Source organism: uncultured Anaerotruncus sp. (genome assembly GCF_902490045.1).
Lineage (GTDB): Bacteria > Bacillota > Clostridia > Oscillospirales > Ruminococcaceae > Anaerotruncus.
Genome location: NZ_CABUCJ010000129.1, coordinates 1 through 6,331 on the forward strand (window position 1 = coordinate 1; position 6,331 = coordinate 6,331).

7 protein-coding genes and 1 rRNA gene are annotated in these 6,331 nt (G+C 63.4%); 4 read left to right on the forward strand and 4 right to left on the reverse strand.

Translation table 11 applies throughout. The annotated features are described in order from the left end of the window. Positions 1-84 precede the first annotated feature (84 nt). Together RDM88_RS11050 and RDM88_RS11055 are read right to left on the reverse strand one after the other, a co-directional pair. Entirely contained in the window at positions 85-1,560 is a 1,476-nt protein-coding gene (locus tag RDM88_RS11050) for an ATP-binding cassette domain-containing protein (RefSeq protein ID WP_308754894.1), read from the reverse strand. 11 nt (positions 1,561-1,571) lie between these two features. Then, the gene (locus RDM88_RS11055; protein ID WP_308754895.1) at positions 1,572-2,165 is read right to left on the reverse strand and encodes a nuclease-related domain-containing protein; all 594 of its coding nucleotides are present in this window, start codon (positions 2,163-2,165) and stop codon (positions 1,572-1,574) included. A gap of 156 nt (positions 2,166-2,321) precedes the next feature. Here RDM88_RS11055 and RDM88_RS11060 point away from each other — a divergent pair, with 156 nt between their 5' ends. From RDM88_RS11060 to RDM88_RS11075, 4 genes are all read left to right on the forward strand, one after another. Further along, positions 2,322-2,825: a DUF4358 domain-containing protein gene (locus RDM88_RS11060; RefSeq protein WP_308754896.1), complete on the forward strand. Its 504-nt coding sequence runs from the start codon at positions 2,322-2,324 to the stop codon at positions 2,823-2,825. 170 nt (positions 2,826-2,995) lie between these two features. Then, the gene (locus tag RDM88_RS11065) at positions 2,996-3,784 is read left to right on the forward strand and encodes a heparan-alpha-glucosaminide N-acetyltransferase domain-containing protein (protein WP_308754897.1); all 789 of its coding nucleotides are present in this window, start codon (positions 2,996-2,998) and stop codon (positions 3,782-3,784) included. A 333-nt stretch (positions 3,785-4,117) separates the two neighbouring features. Then, the gene (lexA, locus tag RDM88_RS11070) at positions 4,118-4,699 is read left to right on the forward strand and encodes a transcriptional repressor LexA (protein WP_308754898.1); all 582 of its coding nucleotides are present in this window, start codon (positions 4,118-4,120) and stop codon (positions 4,697-4,699) included. Between the two features lie 41 nt (positions 4,700-4,740). Further along, the gene (locus RDM88_RS11075) at positions 4,741-5,523 is read left to right on the forward strand and encodes a Cof-type HAD-IIB family hydrolase (protein ID WP_308754899.1); all 783 of its coding nucleotides are present in this window, start codon (positions 4,741-4,743) and stop codon (positions 5,521-5,523) included. A gap of 47 nt (positions 5,524-5,570) precedes the next feature. Here RDM88_RS11075 and RDM88_RS11080 read toward each other — a convergent pair whose 3' ends face one another. Then, positions 5,571-6,038, reverse strand: a complete 468-nt coding sequence (locus tag RDM88_RS11080; protein WP_308754900.1) for a GyrI-like domain-containing protein — start codon at positions 6,036-6,038, stop codon at positions 5,571-5,573. Between the two features lie 118 nt (positions 6,039-6,156). Further along, positions 6,157-6,273: ribosomal RNA gene (gene rrf, locus RDM88_RS11085) — 5S ribosomal RNA — on the reverse strand. Between the last annotated feature and the right edge of the window lie 58 nt (positions 6,274-6,331).

Consider the following 6,331-nt stretch of genomic DNA (forward strand, 5'->3'; position numbering starts at 1 on the left):
AGCCCCCTGCGGTTTCTTTCCCCTATTTCTTGTCCGTACAAGAAATAGGGTCGCTGTCGGTCGACTACCGACAAGCTCCGCCGCTCACTGGGCGGCGGACCCAAGCGCCTCCTGCACCGCCTCGCGGGAGAGCTCGGCGGCGGGGCCATAGAGCGCAAGCCCGCCGTCCCGCATGACGGCAATGTTGTCGCAGAGGCCGAACGCCTCGTCGATGTCTGCGGTAAGCCAGAGGACGGCCGCGCCCTTCTGCAGGAGCTTGTTCATCTCAAAATAGAGCCGCATTTTCGCGGGGATGTCCACGCCGGCGGTCGGCTCGCAGAGCAGGTAGACGGACGCCTGCTTGCGCATCGCCCGTTCCACCAGTTCCCGCTGGCGGTTGCCGCCCGTGATATATTCCTGCTGCTGGCGGAGCATGACGTAGTTTCCAAGGGTCTTGCCCACGCTGGCCATCAGCCGCTTGGCGGAGATCGCCATGCGGCTGGCGGAGGTGTCCTGCCTGCCGGCGTTGACCGCGATCTCGCTCTCGCGGATCTCCTCCTCGTCCTCCTGGCTGGACGCGAGCACGATGCCCGCCCGCACCGCGGTGATCGGCGAAGGAATTTCGAGCAGCCCCCCGTTGAGGAAGACCCGCCCGCTCGTCCTGCATAGCCCCGCGAGGCCGCGCGCGACGCTGAGCTTGCCCGACTGGGCGCCGCCCATGAACGCGGTCACCTGCCCGGCGCGCAGCGAAAGGCTCACGCCGGAAAAGTTCTGCCCCGAGAAGTCCTCAAGGCGCAGGACCTCCTTCCCGGGCTCGGGCCGCTCGCGGGAGTAGATGTTTTCCGACTTGATGCCGTAGACCGCCTCGATCAGCGCCTTTTCGTCGAACTCACTTGCGGGCGCGCTGCGCACGATCTCCCCGTCCTCCATCACCGAGATCGAGTCGGCGACCGCGAGCACCTCGTTCAGGTCGTGGGAGATGATCAGGAAGGCGCGGCCCTCCTGCTTGAGCCCGGCAATCGCGTCGTAAAGCCGCTGTTTTTCGCTCTCGTTGAGGTGGGTGGAGGGCTCGTCCAGCAGGATGATCCGCCCGTCGGTCACGATCGCGCGGGCAATCGCCGTGAGCTGGCGCTCCGCGTCGGTGAGGTTGCCCATCGGGGCGCGCGAGTCGATCTGGACGTTCATCTGGCGGAAGACCTCCTCGCACCGGTGGAGCATCCGCCTGTTGTCCACCAGCCCGAGCCTGCCGCCCATGCGCAGCTCGTTGCCGAAAAAGAGGTTCTCATAGACCGGCAGGTTCGCAAACATCTGCTGGTGCTGCGCCACGAGGATCAGCCCGTTTTTGGCCGCGTCGGAGGTGTTGCGGATTTCGGCGGGCCGCCCGTCGATCAGCACCTGGCCGCTGTCGGGCGTAAAGACGCCCATGATTGTGGAAAAGAGGGTGCTCTTGCCCGAGGCGTTGCGCCCGACCAGCGCTTGCACCTCGCCGGGACGCAGCGCGAGGTTGATCCCCCGCAGATAAAATTCGCTGCTGATGCGGCGGTTGACCCCGCGCAGTTCCAGCAGATACCGTTCTTCCATAGATACTCCCCTCAATTCTTCCGGGCGGCTTCAAGCACCGCCGCCACCGCTTCGACGTTGACCCCGCGGTCCTCGTCGAACCGCGCGCGGTTCAGGTAGCCGCGCAGCCTGCCCATCTTGATGACCTCCGGAGATTTGATATAGCTGATCGTCTTTTTGCCGTTGAAGGTGATGACCGCCACCTGTTCGACCGGCACCCTGTGCCCCGCGTCCCGGCAGAGGGTGAGCACCCGTCCGGAGCACTGGGCCGCGGCCCTGCGCGGATTTGGCACCGAATACCGCTTGCCCTCGTCCGCGATGACCCACTGCTCCTCGTCGAGCCCGCCGAAGTATTCCCCGGCGTAGCAGAGGTCGTAGACGAGCAGCACGCCGAAATAGCCGATAAGGATGTGGTCCGCCCAGCCGGAAAGCCCGTTTGAAACGAGCACGGGGCTGTCGATGACCTTATAGCCGCGCGGCGCGGCAAAGCTGCGCAGCGCGCGCGAGACTTTCCTGCGCTCCGAATCCTCCGTGCGGGGATGCAGTTTTTTGTAGAACACCACCGCGGTCCCGGCGACCAGCACCGCCGCCCCGAAGAAGATCAAAAGTCCCCAGATCGTATCCATGTCCAACGCCCTTTCCCTATAGAATCGCCTTTGCTAATGATAGCAAATCACGGCGGTTTTTGCAAGGACGGCGGCGTCCGGGCGCCCCGCTTGACTAACCGGCGAAATCCGTTATACTTAAAAGGTGCCGAAACGGCCGGAAGGGAGGCTTCCGCCTTGAAAAGAATCCTCGCGCTCCTCTGCGCGCTGCTCCTCTGCCTGACGGGCTGCCGTTCGGAGAGGCCCGGGCAGAGCGCCGCCGTCGAAAGCGCCGGCCCCCTCGTGGAGACCGCCGAACCGCAAACGGCGATGGAAAAGATCTACGAAGGCGTATCCGTCCGGGGGCTCTCCGACGCGTCGGACGACGACCTGACCGATAAATTCTTCCTCGACGTCTCAATGCTCGACAGCTACTGGGTGCGTTTTTCCTCGGGGGATTTCGGGCTGGCCGACGTGTTCATCCTCAAGCCGTCCGAGGGGATGGAGCCCAAGGTGCGCGACGCGCTCGAGCAGATAAAGCTCAACCGCGCCAAGGAGTTTGAAAACTACGATATCTACGACGCCCACCAGATCGCGCAGGATGCGGTTATCTACGAGCAGGGCGGCTACCTCATCATGCTCATGCTCGCGGACACCGACGCCGCGCGGGACGTCATCGACCAGTACATCCCCAAGATCTGAGAAAAAGAGGCCGCGAGGCCTCTTTTTTGCCGCCCCTTCGCGGCGGGGCGTTCAAAAAATTCCGCGGCTGTGCTATAATCGCATCAGGGAATTTCTTCCGGTTCATGATTTGCCCGGCACGCCGCCGAAACCGGAAATCCCCTTCCATTTTCGCCAAGGAGGCCGTCGCCATGCCCCAGTCCCACTCCGCCGGAAAACCCGGCCGCGTCCTGCTCTTCGACGAGCTGCGGGGCCTTTCCATCCTGCTGGTCGTCCTCTATCACGGCGCCTTCGACCTGGTCGCCGTCTTCGGCGTCAGCATCCCCATCTTCGAGGCGCCGCTGCTCCAGGAATTCCTTCAGCCCTTCTTTGCCGGGCTCTTCGTCTTCATCTCGGGCGCCGTCTCCCGCTATTCCCGCAGCAACCTGCGCCGCGGGCTTGCCTGCTTCGCCTGCGGCCTGCTCCTCACCCTCGCCACCAGCCTGCTCCCGATGGCGCCCGACCGCTTCGGCATCCTCCATCTGCTCGGCGCGAGCATGGTCCTCTTCGCGCTGCTGCGCCCCCTGCTCGACCGGATTCCCACCGCCGCCGGGTTCCTTCTCTTTTTCTCCCTCTTCTTTTTCTGCTGGGGGGTGCCGGGCGGCACGTTCGGCTTCGGGCCCTTCGCCGCGCGGCTGCCCGAAAGCTGGTACACCGCCAGCCCCTGGCTTTTCCCGCTCGGGTTCCCCCAGCCCTGGTTCGCGTCCGCCGACTATTTCCCCATCCTCCCCTGGACCCTTCTCTTCCTCGCGGGGTCCTATCTCGGCGTGTGGGCGCGCGCGGGCAGGCTGCCCTCCTTCTGCTACCGGGGATGCGTCCCCGCCCTCCGGACGCTCGGGCGCAAAAGCCTCTGGATTTACCTGCTGCACCAGCCGGTGCTCATCCTCCTGCTCGGCGCGTTCGTCTGGCTCGCGCGCGGCGTGCTCGGCCTGCCCATCTGAGGGGGGGCGGCCTCAACCCCCTCGCGGCGCAAAAAAAGGGCCGGATGCTCTGCAACATCCGGTCCAAGCTGTTTGAGGTGTGTTTTGAGGAGGGTAGAGATACTCAAAATGTTTGCGGCTAATCTTGAGTACATCTTTATTATAACCATTTTTCCGGGGTGTTTGTTAAGGATTCATGGCTACTTTTTAAAGAAAAGTCACTCTTTTTATAAACGAAATTTGAATATTGGTAACACCCGTTTCATCCTGTTAAAGTTTCAGAACATACGTTTGCATTTCGGGACGGCTTCTGCTATACTGGAACCGGAAACAAACCATGCGGGAGGTGCCCATATGCAGCAGCTGTCACCGCGGGAGGCCGATATTCTGGAGGTCGTCCGCACATCGATCGACTCCGGGGTGGTCCCCAGCGTCCGGGAGATCTGCGCGCGGCTGGGGATCAAATCGACCTCGACCGTGCACCGCTACCTCACGAGCCTCCAGGAGAAGGGGTGCATCCTCCGGGAGAACAACCTCAACCGCTCGATCCGCCTGCCCCACAGCGAGGTGACGCGGGTCCCCGTCGTCGGCACGGTGGCCGCCGGGCAGCCGATTCTGGCGGAGGAGGTCATCGAGGACTACCTGCCCGTCGCGCTGCGCGGGGACGCAAAGGAGCTTTTCGCCCTGCGGGTGCGGGGGGACAGCATGATAAACGCCGGCATCTTCGACGGCGACCTGATCGTGGCGCGGCGCTGCGACACCGCCCGCAACGGCGAGATCGTCGTCGCGCTGGTGGACGACGAGGCGACCGTCAAGCGGTTTTACAAGGAGCACGGCGGCTACCGCCTCCAGCCGGAAAATGACGCGATGGAGCCCATCTACGCCGACCATGTGGTCGTCCTCGGGCGGGTGGCCGCCCTCTACCGGGAATTCTGAATTTTTTGCCGCCGCAAGCGGCGGAAAGGCGTGGTTTCTGCTTGATTCGGGCAATCTTTTTTGACATCGACGGGACGCTGGTGAGCTTTTCGACCCACCGCATCCCCGAAAGCACCTCGCGCGCGCTCGACGAGGCGCGCCGGAGGGGCATCCGCCTTTTCATCGCGACCGGGCGGCACACCTCCGTCATGCAGGAGGGGCACATCCTCGGCGGCTTTCCCTACGACGGCTACGTCACCCTCAACGGGCAGTACTGCTATACACGGGAGGGCGGCATGATCCACCAGAGCAGCGTGCCCGCCGCCGACATCCGCGCGCTCGTGGAGCTGCTCGACCGCGACCCCTTCCCCTGCCTCTTCATGGAGAAGGAGCAGATTTACGCCAACATGATCGACGACAGCATGCGCGCGGCCCACAGGGCGGTGAACCTTCCGCTGCCCGAGGTGGCGGACTTCCACCGCGCGCTCCACCACGACATTTACCAGCTCAATTTTTTTCTCACCTCCGAGGAGGAGGGGTACCCCCTCTCGCGGATGCCCGGCTGCGCCGCCACCCGTTGGAGTCCCTACTTTTCCGACATCACCCCGCGCGGCGGCTCCAAGCGAGTCGGAATTGAAAAGATGCTCGCCCACTTCGGCATCCCGGCCTCCGACACGATGGCCTTCGGGGACGGCGGCAACGACATCGAGATGCTGCGCTTCGCGGGCGTGGGCGTCGCGATGGGCAACGCGGGCGAAGAGGTCCGGCTGGCGGCCGACTATGTCACCGACGACGTCGATCACGACGGCATCCAAAACGCCCTGCGCCGGTTCGGCGTTATATAAAAAACAGGCCCCCGCGCGGCGGGGGCCTGTTTTTTACCGGCAGCGCCTCAGTCCCTGCCGCTGACCGCGAAGAGCAGGTCGACGGACGGGGCTCTGCCCATGCTCTTTTCGGTGTGCAGCTCGTATTCCAGATTGCGCGCCGCACAGCCGCTTTCCGGAAGCCACTTCGTATAGAAGTACCGTTTCGCCTCCCCAACCGCCGGGCCCCACAAAAAACCGAGCTTGGGGCGCACGGTGATCCGCGCATAGACGCCCGCCTCCAGCGTGAAGCTGGCGAGCGCGGGGGCCGCGGAATCTCCCGCGATCAAAAGTTCAAACGCCCCCGTCCGCGGGTCGTAGTTCCGGGAGAGAACATAGAAGGGCAGAACCTCCCCCGCCTTTTTTCCGGCGGCCTGATAAAATTCCGCCGACAGGCACGGGATATCCTTCGAGACCGTCCGGTCGCCCGATTTGCCCCAGAGACCGTGGATTTCACGCGCTTCCATCGTTTCCAGCGTGACCTCCAGATTTGCCATACCGCATCCGCCCCGTTCCTTTTCATTCATCTTTGATCCCAAGATCCCGGGAATCCCGGCGCAAGCCTTCTCGTCGCGGAAAAAGAAAAAGCAGCAACATTTCTGTTGCTGCTTTTTGCGCCGGCACAGACCTATCTTCCCGGGAAGTCACCCTCCAAGTATTTTCGGCACCGCTGAGCTTAACTTCCGTGTTCGGGATGGGAACGGGTGGGACCTCAGCGTCATATGCACCAACGAATGGCTCCCCCTGTCTGGCTCGAACAGACGACCCTGCGGTTAACAGCCGCATGCTC